The organism is Actinomycetota bacterium (genome assembly GCA_036280995.1).
Taxonomy (GTDB): domain Bacteria; phylum Actinomycetota; class CALGFH01; order CALGFH01; family CALGFH01; genus CALGFH01.
Genome location: DASUPQ010000336.1, coordinates 1 through 2,433, shown reverse-complemented (window position 1 = coordinate 2,433; position 2,433 = coordinate 1). Strand labels below are relative to the sequence as shown.

Below are 2,433 nucleotides of genomic sequence, written 5' to 3'. Positions count from 1 at the left end.
GGCACCACCGACCTGCGGATCCGGATCTCCGATGCCGCCGCGGGCCGGCTGTTCACATACCTGGAGGCGTTCACGAGCCCCCGCCGCACCCCCGCCAACGGCGAATCTGTCACCGACCGGCGGCCCTACGACCAGCAGCTGGGCCACGCCTTCACCGCGTTCTTGGAGTCGGTCGACCCGCACCGGATGCCGCTGCACGGCGGGGACGCCACCACCGTGATCATCACCCTCGACCTCCAGGCCCTGCTGTCCGGGATCGGGGTGGCGCTGGTCGGCGACCAGCCGATCACCGCCGCCGAAGCCCGCCGACTCGCGTGCACCGCGCACCTGATCCCGGCCGTGCTGGGCGGGGACTCCGAGGTCCTCGACCTGGGCCGCAAGCGTCGGCTGTTCAGCCCGGCCCAGCGCAAGGCGATGGCGGTCCGCGACGTCCACTGCCGCGCCGAGGGCTGCGAGATCCCCGCCGCCTGGTGCGAAGCACACCACGCCGGAGTGCCCTGGGCCGCCGGCGGCGCCACCGACCTCGCCGACGGCCTCCTGCTCTGCTCCTGGCACCACCACCGCGCCCACGACCCCCGCTACAACCCCCACCGGCAACCAGGCGGGGATCTCACCTTCCACCGGAGGACGTAGGCCGACCAACGCCCTCGGGGGCCGACTCGACGACCGCTCCCCTGCGCCAGCGGCTCGGCGCCTGGCCGTGGGCTCGCTTGAACGCGCGGCTGAATGCCTCCTCTGACTCGTAGCCGACGCGTCGAGCCACCGCGGCGACCCCCAGGTCGGTGCTCCCGAGGAGGTCGCGGGCGACGTGCATCCGCCAGCCGGTGAGGTAGCGGATCGGCGGCAGGCCGAGAACGGTGCGGAAACGCTCGTCGAGGACCGACACCGACACGTTGGTGGCCTCGGCCAGCTCGGCGACCGTCCACTTGCGGTCGGGCCGGGTGTGCATGCACGCGACTGCGGGGGCGATCACCGGGTCCTGCAAGGCGCCCAGCCAACCGCTCTCGGCGGCCGGCGCGCTGGCCAGGTGCAGCTTGAGCACCTCTCGTACCAGCAGCTCCGGGACGTGGGTCGGCACCTCGAACCGGTCCGCGGCCACCTGCGCGGTCTGCTGCACCGCATAGTCCACGCTGGCGCGGACGAACAACCGCGCCGCGCCCGACGGCGGGCTCACCACGAACACCGGTGGCAGCGCCCTCAGTGTGGGGTCGAAGAGCGGGTCGTCCGAGTTCAGGTACCCGCACACGAGGTGGGTGGCGGCTCCGCCCTCACCGTGGCGGATCACCGGCATCTCGGCCCAGGGTGGGTTGTCGATGAGCGTCGCGACGGGCACCGTGGCCGCGTCGTTCGTGCCGCCCATCTGGTGGGTGTCGCCGTACGGCAGGACGATCACGTCGCCGCTGTCGGCCCACAGGACCTCCCCGCCGCCGACCGTGATCCAACACCGGCCCTCGGCCACGACGTGGAAGAGGACGACGCGCTCCGAGCCGGGAGCCAGGATCGCGGCCGCGTCCTTCGCGGGAATGGACTCATAGGCCCACCCCTCGGTGTACTCGCCGCGCAGGAAGATCGCGCCGCTCAACCGCAGCCGGTCGAGCGCGGCGGACAAGGCCGGCGCGGGGTCCGGGTCAGGTACGCCGGTGCCCGAGTCATGGCCGGCCGGTCGCCACGACATGACACTGATCGTGACACAGACCGTAGCGAGCAGAAGGAGCCCGCAATGCCTTTGTACATGGACATCCACGAGAACATTCCGACCGGGACGACCGCTGCCGACGTCGCCGGTGCACATGAGATGGACCTGAAGATCCAGGAACAACACGGCGTCGAGTACCGGAGCTACTGGGTCTCGGAGGCGGACGGCAAGATCTTCTGCCTCGTCGAGGCACCCGACCCCGAGGCCGCGGCCACCGTGCACCGCGAGTCGCACGGCCTGGTCGCCGACCAGCTGATCGAGGTCGTGGAGGGACGCTAGGCGCCCGATGTCGACCCAGCGGCGTGAGGCCCGCCCCTTGCGGGACGGGCCTCACGTGTGTCACCTCCTAGTGGGCGCGCGCTACGGGAGCGGGTCGAGAGAGAAGTCCCTCCTGACCGTCTGTCCAGCCTTGAGACGGGCCGTCGCCGACTCGGGCACGTAGCCCTCGAGCGAGACGACCAGCCGGAGTGGGCTGAACCTCGAGTCGACCCAGTACGCGTACGTACCGTCGTCCTCGGTGACCAGCGTCGCGCTGTACCCGCGGCCACCGTTCAGCTGCACGATGGCGCCCTCCAGTGGGTCACCGTCCGCTGAGGTGACCGTGCCGACTAGCTTGCCCCACGACCTCGGTGCAGTGACGTCCATCGACACCGGCACCTCGGCCACGGGGTACGGCGTATCGGTGCTGGCACCGATCTCGGCGGAGTACGCACCCGGCTGGTCGACGTCCGCCGACA

General features: G+C 71.3%; 4 protein-coding genes. 2 read left to right on the top strand and 2 right to left on the bottom strand.

The window, feature by feature from the left end:
- The coding region (locus VF468_11570) for a DUF222 domain-containing protein (GenBank protein ID HEX5878942.1) at window positions 1-633 on the top strand (633 nt) is incomplete at its 5' end.
- On the opposite strand, the gene VF468_11565 is transcribed toward VF468_11570, so the two are convergent.
- Window positions 611-1,675, bottom strand: a complete 1,065-nt coding sequence (locus VF468_11565) for an AraC family transcriptional regulator (protein ID HEX5878941.1) — start codon at window positions 1,673-1,675, stop codon at window positions 611-613. The genes VF468_11570 and VF468_11565 overlap by 23 nt on opposite strands.
- 45 nt (window positions 1,676-1,720) lie before the next feature.
- On the opposite strand from VF468_11565, the gene VF468_11560 reads away from it, so the two are divergent.
- Window positions 1,721-1,975, top strand: a complete 255-nt coding sequence (locus tag VF468_11560; GenBank protein HEX5878940.1) for a DUF4242 domain-containing protein — start codon at window positions 1,721-1,723, stop codon at window positions 1,973-1,975.
- Between the two features lie 81 nt (window positions 1,976-2,056).
- On the opposite strand, the gene VF468_11555 is transcribed toward VF468_11560, so the two are convergent.
- A partial coding sequence (locus tag VF468_11555) for a carboxypeptidase-like regulatory domain-containing protein (protein ID HEX5878939.1) occupies window positions 2,057-2,433 on the bottom strand: 377 nt, incomplete at its 5' end.